The following is an 18324-nucleotide window of genomic DNA, read 5'->3' on the forward strand; positions in this document are numbered from 1 at the left end:
CTCAACCGGACGCGCCCAGCGGCGTGACGATCGTGAACAGGGCGCCGTCCGGGTCCCCGAGCGCGACCCGGCGGCTGTCGCCCGTCGTCCGGACCGGGGAGGCGGTCCGGCCGCCGAGCCGGACGGCGGTGTCCACGGCCGCCTCCAGGTCGGGCACGTCGAAGTGGATGTGCCAGCGCGGGCGGATCTGCGGATCCGGCGCCTCCTCCACGGCCCCGCCGCTGATCCGGGCGACGGTGTCGTGACCGCGTCGGATCACCACGTGATCGTGCTCGTACGAGACGTCACAGCACCCCGGGCGCTCGCACGCCCAGTCCAGGACGTCCCCGTAGAACACGGCGGCGGCGAACGCGTCGCGCGTGCGCAGTTCGAGCGACGCGGCGGCGCGGTGGCGGTGTGCCGTCCAGTCCGGGATGACCTCGCCCTGCCAGAAACCGAAGACCGCCCCATCCGGATCCGCGGCGAGCGCGGCGCGCCCGGTGCCGAAGGTCAGCGGGCCCACGGCCATGGTGGCGCCCCGTTCGCGGACCCGCGCCGAGGTGACGTCGGCGTCGTCGACGGCGAAGTACGGCGTCCAGGCGACCGGGACGCCCAGCCGGCCGGCGAGCGCCCCGATGCCCGCGATCGGTACCCCGTCACGCATCGCCACCGAGAAACCCTCGCCGAGCCGGGTCGGGCGGAAGGTCCACCCGAGCACGGCCCCGTAGAACGCCTGCGCGTTCTCCAGATCGCGGGTCATCAGGCTCACCCAACACGGCGCACCGAACACCTCATGGCTTGACGTCGACACCGGCACCGACCTCTCTGACGCTCACCCGGCGCCCACCGTAGCCCCGGCGTCGACGCCAGGCCGCGAGACACGGCCGCGCGGAACGGTGGACGACGCCCGGTCGGAACCCCGCGCCGCGGGGAGTTCCGCCGGCGGGAAGGAGGCGGCCGGACGTCCGGTGCCGCCATTGGGGTGGGATCGCGGACACCGACCCGTCCGTGCGGTCCCGGCCGTCGAAACAGACTCGACCCGCTCGACATCCGGGCGGGCACCCCTTGACTCCGAACCCTGATCCTGGAGAGCGACATGCGTACTCGCAAGATCGTCATCGCCGCGTCCGTCGTCCTGGCGGCGGCCGTGTCGGCGCCCGTTCTGGCCTCCGCCGACGGCGGCGACCACGCCATGGACCGAGCGGGACACCGGGCACTGACCGCGATCGGTCTGACCTCCGATCAGCGGCTGGTGGAGTTCACCGTGGACTCGCCCGCCAAGCCCACCGGCATCGGCAGGGTGTCCGGGCTCCGCGGCGACACCAGGCTCGTGGGCATCGACTTCCGGGTCCAGAACGAGAAGCTCTACGGAGTCGGCGACAAGGGCGGCATCTACACCCTGAACACCGGCAACGCCAGGGCGACGAAGGTCTCCCAGCTCACCGTGGGCCTGTCGGGGACGCGGTTCGGGGTGGACTTCAACCCCGCCGCGAACCGTCTGCGGGTGATCGGCAACACCGGTCAGAACCTGCGCCACAACCTCGACGACGCCGCCGCCCCGCTGGGCACCACGGTCGACGGGACCCTCACCAACCCCACCACCCCGCCGTCCACCGCCATGGGCGTCACCGGCGCCGCCTACACCAACAACGACCTGAACGCTGCCACGGCGACCGCCCTCTTCGACCTCGACACCACGGCCGACCGGGTCTCGCTCCAGTCACCCGCCAACGTCGGCACCCTCGCACCCACCGGGAACCTCGGTGTGAACGCCGGACCCGACGCCGGATTCGACATCCACTTCTCGCCCAAGCACGGCACCAACCAGGGATTCGCGACCCTCGACACCGGCCGCGGCTCCCGCCTCCACCAGATCGACGTACTGACCGGAGCGGCCCGCGACCTCGGCGCCTTCCCCGCCAAGCAGCAGGTCACCGACCTGGCCCTGCCGCTGGGCCAGAACTGATCCACCGCGCGGTGGGCCGTTCGGGCGGGGACCGGCCCACCGAACGGCCGCCGCGCGGGCGGCGGCCCCCCACCGGCGAGGGGGAAGGCCCCGACACGTGCGCGTCCTACTCCTCGATGGCACCGCCGATGCGCCGCAGGTGCCGCCGGAAGCTGTACGAGGGATCCGCGTCCCGCAGGACCAGGTAGTCCTCGAAGGCCGTCTGCCGGCGCAACGTCTCGCCCGATCGGATCCGGTGCGCCTGCTCCCGCTCCGTCCCGGCGATCCGCCCGGCCGCCGTCAGCACCCTCTCGACGTGCTCCGCGGCGACGAACAGCACGCCGTCGACGTCACCGAAGACGAAGTCCCGGCCGTCCACGAGGTGCGCCCCGAACCGGGCGGTGACCAGGGCGTCGGCCTCCCGTTCGTCCAGCCGTACGGGTCCGGGCGGGTAGGCGCCGTAGCTGAACACGGGCAGACCGATCTCGGCCAGCTCCGCGGTGTCGCGGTGCAGTCCCCACACCACCAGACCCGTCACCCCGGCCGCCGCGGCCTCCAGCACCGCCAGGTCACCCACGCACGCCTCGTCCGAACGTCCGCCGTTGTCGATCACCAGGACGTCGCCCTCCTCGGCCCGACCGAAGGCCTCCAGGAACACGTCCACGCTCCCGTAGTGACGCACCGGCAGCACCGGCCCCGCCACCCGGTGCCCCCGTACGACCGCGCCGATGCCGGGCGGTGCGACGCGCAGCGGCGTGTTCGTACGGACACAGGCATCGGCCAGGAGCGGGGTGGACAGGTCGGCGAAGGCTTGCAGCATGCCCTCTCTCCTTCTCGAAAGAACGGGTTCGATCGCGTACCGCCCTCATCGTGCCCTGCCACCCCCTCCGGCCCGCCGCGCCGTGTCCGCGCGTCCCCGTCAGGCGCCGACGTACGCCGCCAGGTGCTCGCCGGTGAGCGTCGATCGGCCGGCGATCAGATCGGCGGGCGTGCCCTCGAACACGATCCGGCCGCCGTCGTGGCCGGCGCCGGGGCCCAGGTCCACGATCCAGTCGGCGTGCGCCATGACCGCCTGGTGGTGCTCGACCACGATCACCGACTTGCCGGAGTCGACGAGCCGGTCGAGGAGACCGAGCAACTGCTCTACGTCCGCCAGGTGCAGACCGGCGGTCGGCTCGTCCAGCACGTAGATCCCACCCTTGTCGGCCATGTGGGTCGCCAGCTTGAGCCGCTGCCGCTCGCCGCCCGACAGCGTGGTCAGCGGCTGACCGAGGCTGAGGTAGCCCAGCCCGACGTCGGCGAGACGTCCGAGGATCCGGTGCGCCGCCGGCGTGTGCGCCTCCCCGGCCCCGAAGAACTCCTCCGCATCGGTCACCGACATCGCCAGCACCTCGCTGATGTCGCGGCCGCCGAGGTGATGCTCCAGGACCGCCGCCTGGAACCGCTTCCCCTCGCACTCGTCACAGACGATGGCCACGCCCGCCATCATCGCCAGGTCGGTGTAGACGACCCCGGCGCCGTTGCAGTTCGGGCAGGCACCCTCCGAGTTGGCGCTGAACAGCGCCGGCTTCACGCCGTTGGCCTTGGCGAACGCCTTGCGGATCGGGTCGAGCAGGCCGGTGTACGTGGCCGGGTTGCTCCGGCGCGAACCGCGGATCGCGCCCTGGTCGATCGACACCACGCCCTCGCCGGCGGGGATCGACCCGTGCACGAGCGAGCTCTTCCCGGAGCCGGCCACGCCGGTGACGACGGTCAGCACCCCGAGCGGGATGTCGACGTCGACGTCGCGCAGGTTGTGCGTCGTCGCGCCGCGGATCTCCAGCGTGCCGGTGGGCGTCCGTACCTCGTCCTTGACGGCGGCCCGGTCGTCGAAGTGGCGGCCGGTGACCGTGCCCGCGGTCCGCAGCTCCTCGACGCTGCCCTCGAAGCAGACCGTGCCGCCCGCCGCGCCCGCGCCGGGACCGAGGTCCACGACGTGGTCGGCGATCACGATGGTCTCCGGCTTGTGCTCGACGACCAGCACCGTGTTGCCCTTGTTCCGCAGCCGCAGCAGCAGGTCGTTCATCCGCTGGATGTCATGGGGGTGCAGGCCCGTCGTGGGCTCGTCGAAGACATAGGTGACATCGGTGAGCGAGGAGCCGAGATGGCGGACCATCTTGACGCGCTGCGCCTCGCCGCCCGACAGCGTGCCCGACGGGCGGTCGAGCGAGAGGTAACCGAGCCCGATCTCCACGAACGAGTCCAGGGTCCCGCGCAGGGTCGAGAGCAGCGGCGCCACCGACGGCTCGTCGAGGCCGCCCACCCATCCCGCCAGGTCGCTGATCTGCATCGCGCAGGCCTCGGCGATGTTGAGCTTGTCGATGCGCGAGGAGCGGGCCTCCGCGCTGAGCCTTGTACCGTCGCATTCGGGACAGGTGGTGAAGGTGACCGCCCGCTCCACGAACGCCCGGATGTGCGGCTGCATCGCCTCCTTGTCCTTGGACAGGAACGACTTCTGGATCTTGGGGATGAGCCCCTCGTAGGTGAGGTTCACGCCCTCGACCTTCACCTTGGTCGGCTCCCGGTAGAGGAAGTCCTGCATCTCCTTCTTGGTGTACTTGCGGATCGGCTTGTCCGGGTCGAGGAAGCCCGACTCGGCGTAGAGCCGCACGGTCCACCAGCTGTCCGACTTCCAGCCGGGGATGGTGAACGCCCCCTCGGAGATCGACTTGGAGTCGTCGTAGAGCTGGGCGAGGTCGATGTCGGAGACGCTGCCCCGGCCCTCGCAGCGCACGCACATGCCGCCCGTGCGGCTGAAGGTCGCCTTCACCGTCCTGGTGGCGGCGCCGCGCTCGACCGTGATCCCCCCGCTCGCCCGGACCGAGGGGACGTTGAAGGCGAAGGCGCCGGGCCCGCCGACGTACGGCTTTCCGAGGCGGCTGAACAGGATGCGCAGCATCGCGTTGGCGTCGGTGACGGTGCCGACCGTGGAGCGGGGGTCGGCACCCAACCGCTGCTGGTCCACGATGATCGCGGTCGTCAGGCCGTCCAGTACGTCGACCTCGGGCCGCGCCGGCGTCGGCATGAAGCCCTGGACGAAGGCGCTGTACGTCTCGTTGATCAGCCGCTGCGACTCCGCCGCGATCGTGCCGAACACCAGCGAGCTCTTGCCCGAGCCGGAGACGCCCGTGAACACCGTCAGCCGCCGCTTGGGGATCTGGACGCTGACGTCCTTCAGGTTGTTCACGCGCGCGCCGTGCACGCTGATCAGGTCGTGGCTGTCGGCGTCGTGCGGCGCGGACGACCGCGTCCCCGTCCTCTTGGCCATGCTTATCGCGCTCCATCCGTCGATCGGGGCCGGGCGCCTCGTTCCCTGCCCGCGGGGCTCGATGCCCGTGGACTTCACGCTACGGCGGGCGGGGCGGGTTTCGCTTCTCCGATCCTGATCGGTCGCGCGGGTCCTGATCGCGCGCGCGGGCACGCGGCCCGTCGGCTCCTCAGCCCGATGTGTACGGAAGTCGGCCACTACCCGTCGGTACCCGACCGGATCGTGTGTGGGTTTGATAGATGTGGATGCTTCGGATGCGTGCTGGCTCGGCGGGAGGAAACGGTCATGGTGGAGCTGCCGGTTCCGAGAACACTCGTGTGCGGATACTGCGGGGCCGGGCCGGTCGACGGTGTGGCACGGACGATCGCGGCGGGCCCGGACTTCCTGACGGTGACCTGGCACGCGGAGCGGTGCCCGCACTACGCGGCGGATCGGATCCTCGCGGAGGAACCGTCCTGACCGTCGCCGTCGTCGGTCCGCCGGCGGGTTCGCGCGGGCCCGGGGACCGCGCCGGTCGGCGGCTGCTCCGGGGCCGCACATGCGAGTGAATCGCACCTGGTCACCGGGCGTATGACGGCTGTAGCCGCAATGCGTGCGATGTGCCACCGTGGGGTCATGGAGGGGAATCGACACGTACACGCTCACCGTCAGGACCACCACCACCACGAGGGCTCGGGCTTCGGCCGGCGCCTGGCGCACCTGATCCGCCCGCACGGCCACGAGGCGGCCGACAGGATCGATCCGGCCATGGAGACCTCGCGCGACGGCATGCGCACGCTGTGGCTCTCCCTGCTCGTCCTCGCGGCGACCACCGTCGTCCAGGCCGTGATCGTGGCCCTGTCGGGATCGGTGGCCCTGCTCGGCGACACCGTCCACAACGCCACCGACGCCTTGACCGCCGTCCCGCTCGGCATCGCGTTCCTGCTCGGCAGGCGCGCCGCGAACCGGCGCTACACCTACGGCTACGGCCGGGCCGAGGACCTGGCCGGGATGCTCATCGTGGCGACCATCGCCGCGTCCGCGGCACTGGCCGCGTGGGCGGCCGTCGACCGGCTGCTGCACCCCCGCGACGTCACCCACCTGTGGGCGGTGGCCGCCGCCGCGCTCGTCGGGTTCGCCGGCAACGAATGGGTCGCCCGCCAACGCATCCGTACCGGCCGCAGGATCGGCTCCGCCGCCCTCGTCGCCGACGGCCTGCACGCCCGTACCGACGGCTTCACCTCCCTCGCGGTCCTCCTCGGCGCGGCCGGCTCCGCCGCCGGGTGGAAGGCCGCCGACCCCGTGATCGGGCTGCTGATCACCGTCGCGATCCTGTACGTGCTGCTCGGCGCCGCCCGGGAGGTGTTCCGGCGGCTCATGGACAGCGTCGACCCGGCACTGGTGGAGAGTGCGGAGAACGCCCTGCGCTCGGTCGGCGGCGTGCGGGGTGTCGGGCAGGTCCGAATGCGCTGGATCGGCCACGCCCTGCGCGCCGAGGCCGACATCGTCGTCGACGCGCACCTGACGGTGGTACAGGCCCACGAACTGGCCGAAGCCGCCGAGCACGCCCTGGTGCACGCCGTTCCGCGACTGATCGCCGCGACCGTCCACACCGACCACACGCCGGTCGGGGCGCGGCCGAGGGTTGCCTGAAGCGGCCTCCCGTCGTTGGGCACGTCGTGAACGACACGAGAAGAACCGTTCCGGCACCCTGGCCGGGCCTCAGCCCCCGAACCGGCGAGCACCCCCGCCCCTCGGGGACCCCCATCTACGACGCCGTCGTGCGCCAGTGGCGCGAACAGGGCCGGGAGATCCCGCGCCCACCCTCCCCACCGCGCCGCTGGGCACGGGTGGAGAGCGCCGACCTCTTCCTGCGCGACTAGGGCCTGACCTTCGGATCAGGCCCTGGTCGATCACGGGATCAGCCCTGCCGGGTCAGCACCCACAGGCGGTGGTCCCAGCCGATGTCCGCGAGGTCGCGGACCGACAGTCCGGCGCGCGCGACGAGTTCCGCGAACGCGGCTTCCGAGCGCACCCCCGAGCCGAACGCCGACGCCAGCCGCAACTGGTTCAGCGCCGCCTCGACGTCATCGGCGTCCGGCCCCTCGACCTGCTCCACCAGCAGCAGCGCGCCCCCGTCGGGAAGCGCGGCCGCGGTCTCCGCCAGGGTGAGCACGGCGTCCTCGTCGGGCAGCAGCTCCAGCAGCCGGCACAGCAGTACCGTGCCGTCACCGGGGGGCACCGGTCCGGAGCGGGCGAGCAGGTCCACCCGGGGCAGCACGTCGGCGTCCAGCACCTGCTCCCGCACCACCCGCAGCGCCGACGGCTGCGCGGCGATCCGGGCCCGCAGTTCGGGGAACACCTTGAGCAGCGTGTTGACCACGGCCCCCGCGCCGTGCCCGGCGGCGGTCACCGATCCGACCGAGGACCAGTCGTACCCGCCGGCGACACCGGGCGCGATCCACAGCGCCTCGTCCTCGACCGCCTCGCGGGCCGAGCCGCCGAGGCGCTCGTCGTTGACCATCGCCTCGGCCAGCGGCAGGCCGGACAGGGTGCGGTAGCCGGCCTTGCCGCTCCACAGGGTCTCGGCGAGACCCGACAGCGACAGGTCGAGGGCGGCCTGCGCGCCGCGCAGATCGTACTCGGCCAACGAGTGGTCGTCCTCGACGAGTTCCTCGCCGATCGGCGTCAGTCGGTACCCCTCGGAGTCGAGGGCGAACACGTCCAACGAGACCAGGTAGGTCAGCAGGGCGGCCAGCGTGCGCGGCTGCGCGGACGTGCGCGCGGCCAGGGCGTCCGGCGTCCGGACCCCCTGGTAGACCAGGTCCACCAGGCCGAGCGTCACCGCCGCCCGGATGGCGAGGCCCGGTGCCAGGTCGGTCAGTTCGTGCAGGCGGTCGTGCGCGTCGTCCTCGTCCCGCGCCTCCTGGCCGGCGACGACGGCCGGTTCGGTGCGCCTCCAGTACCCGGTGATGTGGGTCCGCTCCCGCGGCACCTGCCGGTCCACCGCGAGGTGGCGGCGGATGCCCTTCAGGGTCACGGCCTCGCCGGCCGCCCACACGAACGGCGTGCCCGGCAGCCACTCCATGCCCCGTACCGCCTGCTCCAGCAGGTCGGTACTCCCGGCGGGCGCACCCCCGCGCACCAGCCAGGTGATCTCGGCGTCGGCACGGGTCGGCAGTTCTTGGCGGTGACTGTCCTCGCCGACCTCGACGAACACCCGGGCGCGGGTGCCCTCCGGCATCTCCTCCAGCCACCGGGCGATGGCGGGCAGGGCCGTCTCGTCACCGATCGCCAACAGCCAGTCGGCGCCCTCCGGATGACCGTGCGACATCTTCGGGCCGGCGATCCAGGTGACGTCGCCGGGCTTCGCCGCCTGCGCCCACGACGAGGCGACGCCGCCCGCGTGGTTCACGAAGTCGAAGTCGATCTCCCCGGCATCGGGGTCGAAACGCACCGGGGTGTAGTCCTTGGTGAGCGGCCTCGCGTCGGCGGGCCAGTCCAGACTGGAGACGTTCTGGCCCGGCAGCACCGGGTCCCCGCCCTCCTCCTCGGCGAAGAAGAACTTCACGTGGTCGTCGAAGCCCTCGGTGCGCAGCGCCGGCAACTCCAGGCCGTTCTTCCGGAAGGCGGCCAGCTGGGGCCCGCCCAGCGTCACCCGCCGCATGCCCGGGGTCACGTCCGCGACACGCAGCACGGTCAGCTCCCTGAGCACGATGGGGAAGGTGACGACCGGGCGGGGGTTGCGGCTGGACATGGGGAGAACTCCTCAGATGTGTGATCGGGGTCGGGCCGGTCGGCCCGCCGCCCGGGGGAGGCGGCGGGTCGACCTGTTCGGGTGTCGCCTACTGGCCGGCGACGGCCTTGGCGAGGAGCGGCGTCAGCTGCTCGACCGCCCAGGGCGCGTTCAGCGCGTCCGGGTAGGCGATGGACGAGGCCAGGTTGTTGTCCGACGGGATGACCGCGAAGTGCTTGCCCTTCACGGAGTTCAGCGACTGGAAGAGCTTGTTGCCCTCCAGCTCCTTGGGGCTGATCACGCCGCGGTCACCGAAGGGGTAGGTGACGAGGAGGACGTCGGCGTCGAGCTGGTCGAGGTTCTCCAGGCTGACGGCGTTCTTGTCGGGGGCGTAGTTCTTGGCCTTGTCGGTCTTGGCGAAACCGAGCTTCTCGAAGACGCCCGGGTCCTGCGCCTGGTACGACATGAAGCTGATCTGCTCGGGGTGGACGACGGTGTACGTGTACGTCTTGCCCTTGAACTCCGGGTGCGCGGCGGCCGCGTCGGCGGTGGCCTTCTCGTTGGCCGCGATGACCTCGTCGGCCTTCGCCTCCAGGCCCAGCGCCTTGGCGGCGGTCTTCAACCGCTCCTGCCAGGTCAGGGTGTCGGCCTGCGCCTTGTCGGTGTAGGTGACGACCGGGGCGATGGGGGACAGCTTCGCGTAGTCCTTGTCCATCTCCCACGTGTTCACGCCGAGGATGACGTCGGGGGCCTCGGCCGCGATGGCCTCGTAGGCGGTGCCGTCCGTGTCGTCGTACGTCTTGAGCTTGCCGGCGCCGAGCTTGTCGATGGCCCGCTGCTTGTACTCGGGGACCTTCCCGCCGTCCTCCACGTCCGGGGTGATCACCGGGACGATGCCGAGGGCCAGCGCGATGTCGGTGTCGCCGTCGGAGACGGTGGCCACCTTGAGGGGCTTCTTCTTGACCTCGGTGTTGCCCCAGGCGTTCTTGAGGGAGACCGGGAAGGCGCCCTTCGCGGCGTCGGCCGAGGCGGCGGCCGGCTTGTCCGCCTTGTCGGAGGAGCCGCCACCACAGGCGGTGAGCAGGCCGAGGCCGGCGGCGGTGGCCGTCAGGGCGGCCAGGGTGCGGTGTCTGTCGAGGAAGGACACGGGGACTGGTTCTCCTATGAGGTGGTGTGTCGGCCCAGGGGGAAGATCTGGGGCCGGCCGGAACGGGGATGGGGAACGACCAGACAGTCGAGACCGAAGACCTCGGCGACCGTCCGCTCGGTGAGGACCTCTTCGGGCGCGCCCTGGCACACGATCCGGCCGTCGCGCATGGCGACGATGGTCGAGGCGTACAGGGCGGCCTGGTTCAGGTCGTGGGACACCAGGACGATGGTCTTGTCGCTCTGCTCGTTGAGATCCGCGAGCAGGTCCATGACCTCGATCTGGTGCGCGATGTCGAGATAGGTGGTGGGCTCGTCCAGCAGCAGGGTGGGGGTCTCCTGGGCCAACGCCAGCGCGATCCACACCCGTTGGCGCTGACCGCCCGAGAGCTGGTCCACCGGCCGGGAGATCAGCTCGGCCGTGCCGGTGGCCGTCAACGACCGGGCGATGACCTCGTCGTCGGCGGCCGTGCGGCGCTGCCCGAACCGGTGGTGCGGGTGGCGGCCGCGCCAGACCAGGTCGCCCACGGTGATGCTCTCGGGGGCGATCGGGGACTGCGGCAGGATGCCGAGCCGGCGGGCCACCTCGCGGGTCGGCAGGGCGTGGATGTCGTTGCCGTCGAGCAGGACCGAGCCCGCGGCGACCGGCAGCAGGCGGGCCATGGACTTCAACAGGGTGGACTTGCCGCAGGCGTTGGGGCCGACCAGCACGGTGATCTTGCCGGGCTCGATGTCCAGGCTGAGGTTCTCGATGACCGGTGTGCGGTCGTACCCGGTGGTGATGGACCGGGCGGCCAACCCGGGGGGCGCCGTGGAACTCATGAACTTGCTCCTTGCCTGCGGCGGAGAATCAGCCAGACGAAGTAGGGGGCGCCGATCAGGGCGGTGAGGACGCCGGTGGGCACCGGGCTGATCAGCGGACCGTGCTGGGCCAGCACGTCGGACCCGAGGACGATCACCGCGCCGATGGGGGCGGCGAGCAGCAGCGCCCGATCCGCGCCGACCAGGCGCACGGCGATGGGACCGCTCACCAGCGAGACGAAACCGATGGGCCCGGTCACGCTGGTGGCCATGGCGGCCGCCGCCGCACCGAGCAGCAGGGCCGCCGTTCTGGCCGCCGACACCCGGGCACCGAGTCCGGCCGCCAACTGGTCGCCCAGCGACATGGCGCCCAGGGCCCGACCCAGCGGCGCGGCGCACAGGGCGCACACGGCGAAGGCGACCGCGAGGGTGGTGACCCCGTCCCAGGTGACTCCGCTGACGCTGCCGACGAGCCAGCGCGTCACCTGGGCGATGCTGTGCTGACCGGCCATGGAGAACAGGTAGTTGACGTACGCGGTGCACACCGCCGCCATGCCGATGCCGATCAGCACCAGCCGGAAGGTGTCCACCCGGCCGCCGCGCCGGCTGAGCAACAGCACGGCGCCGACGAGGAGGAAGGACCCGGCGAGCGCCGCGCCCTCCACCCCGTAGGGGATCCCGGGTGCGAGGATCAGGACCGTGACGGCCCCGGCTCCCGCGCCGGCGGAGATGCCGACGATGTCCGGGGTGGCGAGCGGGTTGCGGATGAGCCGCTGGTAGAGCGCGCCGGAGAGCCCGAACAGGGCGCCGGCCAGCAGGGCCGCCAGCGCGCGCGGCATCCGGATGCGGTGGATCACGTAGTCGGCGAGGCCGGTGCGTTGACCGAACGCGGCGGGCAGCACGTCGGCCGCCGGGATGTTGCGCAACCCGCCGAGCAGGACGGAGGCCAGCAGCAGCCCGATCAGGACCGTGACGAGCACGGCGACCAGGAGGGCCGTGCGCCGGCGGGCGGCGCGGTGGGCACGGCGCAGCAGCGCGGCGGTGGCGGCGACCGACGACGCGCCGGGGGCCTCGTCCGGCCGGCCGGCCGGACTCTCGGGCCGCGCGTCGGCGGCCTTGGGGTCGGGGGCTTCGGCGCCGGCGGCCTTGGTGTCGGCGGTCTCGGTGTCGGGTGTCGACGCGGTCACCGCGGCCCGGGTCGGGGCGGCTTGTTGTCGGGGCACGGGCACGTCCTTCACATCCGGACCAGGTCGCGTCGGCGGGCCAGCCACACGAAGAACGGGGTGCCGACCACGGCCGTCATCACCGACACCTGGATCTCACCGTGATCGAGGACCAGCCGGCCCACGGTGTCGGCGCCGACCAGCAGCACGGCCCCGCAGAGCATCGACAGCGGCAGCGACCAGCGGTGGTCCGCGCCGACCAGCATCCGCGCGACGTGCGCGGCGACCAGTCCCACGAAGGCCACGGGTCCGACGGCCGCCGTCGCCGAGGCGCAGAGCAGGACGGCCACCGCCGCGCCGGCCAACTGGGCACGCTGGACACGCACACCGAGGCCCCGGGCCGTCTCCTCGCCGAGGCTGAGGGCGTTGAGGGTGCGGCCGAGCGGCAGTGCGAGCAGCAGGCCGATGACGGCGAACGGTGCGATCTCGCCCAGGACCTGGGAGCGACCGCTGAGTTGGCCGACCGACCAGAAGCGCAGGGAGGAGTACACGGCCTCGTCGCGGACGACGAGGAGGGTGACGATGGAGGCCAGTACGGCGGCGATGGCGACGCCGGCCAGCACCAGCCCGAGGGTGGTGCTGCCCGCGTTGGTTCGCGTACCGATCAGGTAGACGAGGGCCGCGGAGACCGCCGAGCCGACGAGCGCCAGCCAGAAGAAGCCGCTCGCGTCGTTGACGTCGAGGAAGAGGATGCCGAGGACCACGAACATCGCGGCGCCCTGCTCCACGCCCAGGATGCCCGGATCGGAGAGCGGGTTCATCGTGAGTGCCTGCATCACGAGCCCGGAGGCGCCGAGCGAGGCGCCGACGGCCAGACCGAGCAGGGTGCGGGGGATGCGTTCCGTCCACAGGACGTCGTGGTTGTATCCGCCGCCCCCGGGGTGGAGCAGGATCTTGACGGTCTCCAGCGCCGAGATGTCGCGTGCGCCGTAGCCGACGCTCGCGATCACCACCGTCGCCAGAAGCAGGCCGGCGACGAGGGTCACCACCGTGCCGCGCGAGAAGCGGGTTCTCGCGGGCGCCGGCAGCTGCGCTGTCACCGGCGGGGCCGATTGACTCATGGGTGTTCCGGTGCTCCTCATCCGTGCAACTGGTACTTAGGTTAGGCTTACCAAACTGCGACTGGTCCAATCGTGAGGCCAAAACGCTCACAATCAGGGGTCAGGATTGGCTCCTGGTGGGACGCGGAGTGCCCTTGTGGTCGAAAAGGCCTTGTGCGGTGCCCGCTTGGGTGGGACGGCCGACACCGCGCACGACGAACGGGCCCACCCCCTGCGCGGGGTGGGCCCGTTCGTCGTGCGCGCCCCGCCGACGGGTGGGACAGTCGGCGGGGTGGCGGGTGGGGTCAGGCGGTGGCGGGGCTGGTGTGCCGGTCCTCGCCGCCCGTGCTGTCGGACGCGGGGGAGGCGGGCGGCGCGCCGGCGGTCGCCCGGGAGGGAAGCAGTCGGTCCACGGCGAGGGCGCCCGGGCCGGTGAAGACCAGCAGCAGGAAGGCCCAGCAGAACATCGCGGAGGACTCGCCGTTGTTCTGGATCGGCCAGAGGGCGTTCGGCTGGTGGGAGGTGAAGTAGGCGTAAGCCATCGAGCCCGAGGCGATGAAGGCGGCGCTGCGCGTGCCGATCCCGAACAGCACCAGCGTGCCGGCCACCAACTGGATCACCGCCGCGTACCAGCCCGGCCAGGTGCCGACGGGCACCGTGCCGCCGCCGTGGGCGCCACCGAGCACGCCGAACAGCGAGGCGGCGCCGTGGCAGGCGAACAGCAGGCCGGTGACGATCCGGAACAGGCCCAGCGCGTATGGCCGGGCGGTGGAGAGGTGGTCGTTCACGGTGACTCCTTCGGTTGGGGACGGGTCCCGAAGTGGGGCGGTGCGGGGGGTGTGCTGCGGTGCGCAATGAGTGCCAACGTAAGTAAGGCTTACCTAAGTTGGCAAGTTCCTGCCCGGTCCGTGAGACGGATTCTCAGCCGAGGTGCAACGCCAGGGCGGCAGCGTGGCCGGGGGGCGCGGGAAGATCGAGCACATGATGCCCGTCCGGCTGAGCCGGGACCAGGCCGGAACCCACATACGGCTGGGAGGCACCCCGCACGAGTCCCGTGCCGGTGGATTTCAACGCCGCCTCCTTGCGTGCCCAGCACCGGGCGAAGGCCGCGCCGCGTGCCCGCGCCGGCAGGCCGAGGAGTTCGGCCCGCTCCACGTCGTGCAGCGCGTCGACGGTGTCCCCGATCAGCGAGGCGTCGCGCTCCGGTTCCACGTCCACCCCGACCGGCACCGGCGCCAGGGCGACGAGTACCAGGTCACCGGCGTGCGAGAGCGAGAAGTGCACCGGCCGACCCGGCAGGTACGGGCGCCCGTGCGGCCCGCCGCAACCGGCGCAGGGTTCCCGCTCGATCAGCAACCGGCCCGGGGCCGCCCCGAGCCGCTCGCCGAGGAGCGCGCGCAGACACACGTGCGCGACCAGGAACCGGTCGGCGTCGTCGTCCCGACGGAGCCGGGCCGCCCTGGCTTGTTCCGTACGGTCCAGCTCGTGGCGGCGGGCCTCGGCGGCGCAGACGTTCTCGCTCACCGAGGCCACCCACACGCGGGCCTGACCGGGCAGGGTCACCGGCAGCGGAACCGGCCGGACCGGCGGGACGCGCGACATCGGGGCCGGCCGGACCGCGACACCCGGCCGCCGTGCCGCCGAGGCGTGCGGCAGCGGGCGCGGGCGGACCGGCCCCGTTCTCACCAGGCCTCGCAGACCCGGTCGGTCGTGGTGACGTACGCGCAGCGCCCGGCGGCCCATTCGAGTGCCATCCGGTGCTCCTGCGCCGAGAAGTCCGCCACCGCGTCCGCGACCACGAAGGCCTGCACGTCCTGCATCCACGCGTCGCACGCCGTCATCAACACGCCGATGTGGGCGTACACCCCGGTGATGACCAACTGGTCGCGACCGAGCGCCCGCAGCCGCTCCAGCAGGTCCGTACGGACGAACGCGCTGTACTTCCACTTGGTCAGCACCGTGTCACCGGGCCCGGGGGACACGGCCGAGGCGATGGCCTCCGCCTCCGGGTCGAGGGGCAGACCAGGCCCCCAGAAGTCCTGCTGGAGGCCCCGCTCCGAGGCGCTCTGGCCACCCTGCTGGGCCGTGTAGAAGATCGGTACGTCGGCCCGGATCGCCTCCTCGCGCAGCCGGGAAACCTGCCGGAGCAGTCCGGTGACGGGTTCGCTCGTGGTGTCGAACGAGGACAGGAAGTAGTTCTGCAGGTCGTGGACGAGCAGGACCGCGCGGTCCGGGTCGATCGACCAGTCCACCCGGTTGGCGGGCAGGTCGGCGGCGGTGGGCAGCGCGTAGGGGACGATCGCGGGCAGGGCCATGGTGTTCCGTTCGGTGCGGGTTTCGGGGTGGGGTCGGGACGCGGGGGTCAGGAGACGCCGGGGTCGGCCGCCGCGCGCAGGTCCTTCTTGGAGACCTTGCCGACCCCGGTGGTGGGGAAGGCGGTCACGAACTCGACCCGATCGGGCACCTTGTAGGCCGCGAGACCGCGGGTGCGGACGAACTTCTTCACGGCCGGGCCCGTCACGGGCTCGGCGTCCGCCCGCAGGATCACGTAGGCGAGCGTCCGCTCACCCAGGTACGGGTCGGGCTCCGCGACCACGTTCGCGTCGTGCACGGCCGGGTGGGCGAGGAGGTGGTTCTCCACCTCCTCGGCCGCGATCTTCTCGCCGCCGCGGTTGATCTGGTCCTTGGCGCGCCCCTCCACGACCAGGTGGCCGGTCGGGGTGACCCGGACGATGTCACCGGTGCGGTAGAAGCCGTCGGCCGTGAACGAACGGGCGTTGTGCGTGGGCGCGTTCCAGTACCCGCGGATCGTGTAGGGGCCCCGGGTCAGCAGATGACCGGTGGCGCCGGCCGGTACCTCCCGGTCCTCGTCGTCGACGACGCGGATCTCGTCGTCCGGGGAGATGGGACGGCCCTGGGTGGTGACGATCGTCTCCAACGGATCGTCCAACCGGGTGTAGTTGACGAGCCCCTCCGCCATCCCGAACACCTGCTGAAGGGTGCAGCCGAGCGCCGGCGCGACCCGACGGGCCGCCTCCTCGCTGAACTTGGCGCCCCCCACCAACAACACGTCCAGGCTGCTCAGGTCGTACGGGGAGCGCGGCGCGGCCTCGGTCCACAACAGGGCCAGCGGCGGCACCAGACCGGTGATCGTCACCCCTTCCGACTCGATCAGCGGGAAGGCGACGTCCGGGACGGGCTGCGGGCTGAGCACCACCCGGGCGCCCGCGTACAGCGCACCGATCGAACCGGGCGAGGACAGCGGGAAGTTGTGGGCCGCGGGCAGGGCGACCAGGTACACGGAGTCCGCCGTCACCCCGCACAGCTCGTTGGACCCGCGTACCGAGTACAGGTAGTCGTCGTGGGTGCGCGGGATCAGCTTCGGAACGCCCGTGCTGCCGCCCGACAGTTGGAGGAAGGCCAGGTCCCGGGGCGCCGGCCGGCCGTGGACCGGCGGCTCCGGGTCCGGGTCGACGGGTACCTCGGACAGGGCGGTGAAGGCGCCCGGGTCGCCGCCCGTCACGAACACGTGCCGCAGCTCCGGGGCGTCCTCGCGTACCTGCGCCGCGAGTTCGCGGTAGTCGAAGCCGCCGTGCGTGGCCGGGATCACGTACGCCGCCGCTCCGGTGAAGGAGCAGAAGTAGCCGATCTCGGTCCGCCGGTGCGCGGGCAGCGCGAACACCGGGAGCGCGCCGATCCGGAAGAGCGCGAAGACGACCTCGAAGAACTCCGCCACGTTGGGGAGCTGGACGACGACCTTGTCCCCGGCGCCGATGCCCCGGGCGGTCAGCCCGGCCGCCATCCGGTCGGCCCGCAGGTCGAGTTCGCCGTACGTCCAGGTGCGACGGCCGCCGTCGGGGCCGCCGGTCGGGTCCACGATCGCGATCCGGTCGGGGTGCGCGGCGGCGCGCTCGCGCAGCATGCCGCCGAAGGTCTCCCCGCGCCACCAGCCGGCCGCGCGGTAGCGCTCTGCGAACTCGGCGGGCCAGGTGGGTGCCGCGGCGGTCACAGCGCCGCCCCCACGGCCTGGAGGAAGGTGCGGAACTTGGCCGCGGTCTCCGCGGTCTCCGAGGCGGGGTCCGAGGCCTCGACGACCCCGGCGCCCGCGAACAGCCGAAGGTGCCGCCCCTCGGCCTCGGCGCAGCGGATGGTGACGACCCATTCGCCGTCCCCGCTCGCGTCCTGCCAGCCGACCATGCCCGTGAAGAAGCCCCGATCGAAGGGCTCCGTCTCGCGGATGACCTCGCGCGCGACCCCGGTGGGCGTGCCGCAGACGGCGGGCGTGGGGTGGAGGGCCGAGGCGATCTCCAGCGCGGTCACGTCGGGGCGGGCCGGCCGCCCGGACACGGTGGTCGACAGGTGCCACATGGTGGCGGTACGGATCAGCGTGGGCCGCGCCGGGACGTCGAGGTCCGCGCAGTGCGGGGCCATGGCCCGGGCGACGGCGTCGACGACGACACCGTGCTCGTGCAGGTCCTTCGCCGACCGCAGGAGGGTCGCGGCCCGGAGCACGTCCTCGGCGAGGTCGTCGCTGCGCGGGGTGGACCCGGCCAGCGGATTGGCGACGACACGGTCCCCCCGGCGCGACACCAGCAGTTCCGGGCTGGCGCCCAGCAGGGTGCGTCCGGGGCCGGTCGGCAGCGCGAAGGTGTAGCCGCCGGGGTCGCGGCGGGCGAGGCGCCCGAGCATCGCCGGGAGGTCCAGGTCGCCGGCGGCGGCCAGTTCGAGGGAACGGGCGAGGACGACCTTGTCGAACTCGCCGCGCCCCATCCGCTCCACCGCCCGGGCCACGCCCTCGGCGTACACCTCGGCCGCGGGGACCTCGGTCACCGACCAGTCGGCGGCGGCCGGGGCGGTCGCCTCCAGCGCGACCAGGGGGTCCGTGCGCAGCGCGGGACCGCTGCGCACCCGCTGCGGGACGACCAGCGCGGCCGGTGCCTGCGGGTCGAAGGGGACGGCTCCCATCACCACGGCCCCGGAGTCCCCGGCCCGCGCCGCGTCGAGCAGCGCGGCGCGCACGTCGCCCGGCAGTCGGGAGGCGTCGGAGCGCAGTTCCTTCCTGACGCCGGAGGCGAGCAGGGTGCGGGTCGGTGTCGCGAGGAACCGGTCGCCGGCGCGGTAGGCGTCGAGCAGGCCGGTGGCGGCGCCCACGGCGGGGTGGGCGGGGG

16 protein-coding genes are annotated in these 18324 nt (G+C 72.6%); 3 read left to right on the top strand and 13 right to left on the bottom strand.

Translation table 11 applies throughout. The annotated features are described in order from the left end of the window. Position 1: 1 nt before the first annotated feature. Positions 2-739, bottom strand: a complete 738-nt coding sequence (locus tag ADK55_RS26795; protein ID WP_053682377.1) for a VOC family protein — start codon at positions 737-739, stop codon at positions 2-4. Positions 740-1075: 336 nt separating this feature from the next. On the opposite strand from ADK55_RS26795, the gene ADK55_RS26800 reads away from it, so the two are divergent. Then, positions 1076-1945: a DUF4394 domain-containing protein gene (locus tag ADK55_RS26800; RefSeq protein ID WP_053682378.1), complete on the top strand. Its 870-nt coding sequence runs from the start codon at positions 1076-1078 to the stop codon at positions 1943-1945. Between the two features lie 106 nt (positions 1946-2051). Here the strand turns inward: ADK55_RS26800 and ADK55_RS26805 are convergent, their stop codons facing one another. Further along, on the bottom strand, positions 2052-2744 hold the full coding sequence (locus tag ADK55_RS26805) for an RraA family protein (RefSeq protein ID WP_053682379.1): 693 nt from the start codon (positions 2742-2744) through the stop codon (positions 2052-2054). A gap of 99 nt (positions 2745-2843) precedes the next feature. Beyond that, a complete protein-coding gene (locus tag ADK55_RS26810) occupies positions 2844-5237 on the bottom strand; it encodes an ATP-binding cassette domain-containing protein (protein WP_199826631.1) in 2394 nt (797 codons plus the stop codon). 279 nt (positions 5238-5516) lie between these two features. Here ADK55_RS26810 and ADK55_RS38795 point away from each other — a divergent pair, with 279 nt between their 5' ends. Together ADK55_RS38795 and ADK55_RS26815 are read left to right on the top strand one after the other, a co-directional pair. Beyond that, a complete protein-coding gene (locus ADK55_RS38795; protein ID WP_159041558.1) occupies positions 5517-5690 on the top strand; it encodes a hypothetical protein in 174 nt (57 codons plus the stop codon). A 156-nt stretch (positions 5691-5846) separates the two neighbouring features. Then, on the top strand, positions 5847-6863 hold the full coding sequence (locus ADK55_RS26815; protein ID WP_053682381.1) for a cation diffusion facilitator family transporter: 1017 nt from the start codon (positions 5847-5849) through the stop codon (positions 6861-6863). 268 nt (positions 6864-7131) lie between these two features. On the opposite strand, the gene ADK55_RS26820 is transcribed toward ADK55_RS26815, so the two are convergent. The 10 genes from ADK55_RS26820 to ADK55_RS26865 all read right to left on the bottom strand — a co-directional run. Next, complete coding sequence (locus tag ADK55_RS26820) at positions 7132-8967, bottom strand: siderophore-interacting protein (RefSeq protein WP_053682382.1); 1836 nt, start codon at positions 8965-8967, stop codon at positions 7132-7134. An 88-nt stretch (positions 8968-9055) separates the two neighbouring features. Continuing rightward, positions 9056-10093, bottom strand: coding sequence for an ABC transporter substrate-binding protein (locus tag ADK55_RS26825; protein WP_053682383.1), 1038 nt, complete (start codon positions 10091-10093; stop codon positions 9056-9058). Between the two features lie 14 nt (positions 10094-10107). Continuing rightward, complete coding sequence (locus tag ADK55_RS26830; RefSeq protein WP_053682384.1) at positions 10108-10914, bottom strand: ABC transporter ATP-binding protein; 807 nt, start codon at positions 10912-10914, stop codon at positions 10108-10110. Next, positions 10911-12116, bottom strand: a complete 1206-nt coding sequence (locus ADK55_RS26835) for a FecCD family ABC transporter permease (RefSeq protein ID WP_234350260.1) — start codon at positions 12114-12116, stop codon at positions 10911-10913. The genes ADK55_RS26830 and ADK55_RS26835 overlap by 4 nt, the downstream gene beginning before the upstream one ends. Before the next feature lie 11 nt (positions 12117-12127). Next, positions 12128-13177 (bottom strand): FecCD family ABC transporter permease, encoded by a 1050-nt coding sequence (locus tag ADK55_RS26840; protein WP_053682385.1) that lies wholly within the window; start codon positions 13175-13177, stop codon positions 12128-12130. A gap of 284 nt (positions 13178-13461) precedes the next feature. Next, positions 13462-13944, bottom strand: coding sequence for a DoxX family protein (locus ADK55_RS26845; protein WP_053682386.1), 483 nt, complete (start codon positions 13942-13944; stop codon positions 13462-13464). A gap of 133 nt (positions 13945-14077) precedes the next feature. Then, the gene (locus tag ADK55_RS26850) at positions 14078-14680 is read right to left on the bottom strand and encodes a 4'-phosphopantetheinyl transferase family protein (protein ID WP_234350261.1); all 603 of its coding nucleotides are present in this window, start codon (positions 14678-14680) and stop codon (positions 14078-14080) included. 158 nt (positions 14681-14838) lie between these two features. Continuing rightward, complete coding sequence (locus ADK55_RS26855; protein WP_053682387.1) at positions 14839-15471, bottom strand: isochorismatase family protein; 633 nt, start codon at positions 15469-15471, stop codon at positions 14839-14841. A 47-nt stretch (positions 15472-15518) separates the two neighbouring features. Continuing rightward, positions 15519-17165, bottom strand: coding sequence for a (2,3-dihydroxybenzoyl)adenylate synthase (locus ADK55_RS26860; RefSeq protein WP_053682388.1), 1647 nt, complete (start codon positions 17163-17165; stop codon positions 15519-15521). Further along, a partial coding sequence (locus ADK55_RS26865; RefSeq protein ID WP_053682398.1) for an isochorismate synthase occupies positions 17162-18324 on the bottom strand: 1163 nt, incomplete at its 5' end. The genes ADK55_RS26865 and ADK55_RS26860, both read right to left, overlap by 4 nt.

It is taken from the genome of Streptomyces sp. WM4235 (genome assembly GCF_001279725.1).
Lineage (GTDB): Bacteria > Actinomycetota > Actinomycetes > Streptomycetales > Streptomycetaceae > Streptomyces.